This window comes from Streptomyces jumonjinensis (assembly GCF_009600885.1).
In the GTDB taxonomy this organism is placed as follows: domain Bacteria; phylum Actinomycetota; class Actinomycetes; order Streptomycetales; family Streptomycetaceae; genus Streptomyces; species Streptomyces jumonjinensis.
On the sequence record NZ_VCLA01000197.1, the window covers coordinates 177183 to 177606 of the forward strand.

Sequence of the window (424 nt, forward strand, 5' to 3'; positions counted from 1 at the left end):
ACGGTAAGGCGGTCCCCTGGTGAACGGTTCCCTCTTCTCGCTGTCCCGATCTCCGCATTCCCCTCCCGCAGCGGATTCGCCGCGGAGACTGGACCGTGTCCGGCGAGCCGCGGTCGCGGCCGGTGCGGTACTCGCCACCGCGTGTGGTCTTGTGGTCGCCGTTCCCGGGGCGGCGCACGCAGACATCAGCAACTGCAGGGTCAACGGTCGCACGGTCTCCAGTGAGACCATCAACGGCACCTCGGGCGACGACCTCATCAGGTGCGGGGACGGAGTCTTTCCGGGGACGACCATCAACGCCGGAGCGGGCAACGACGACATCCTTGTCTTCACCGACATTCATGGCGCCTCCGGCCCTGGGGCGCCGGCCAACCGTGGGGTCATCAACGCGGGCTCCGGGGACGACACCATCCGCGTCTTCGCC

General features: G+C 68.4%; 1 pseudogene. It reads left to right on the forward strand.

What is annotated here, in order from left to right:
• Window positions 1-151: 151 nt before the first annotated feature.
• Window positions 152-424 (forward strand): annotated as a pseudogene (locus FF041_RS34405) (hypothetical protein); the annotation flags it as partial.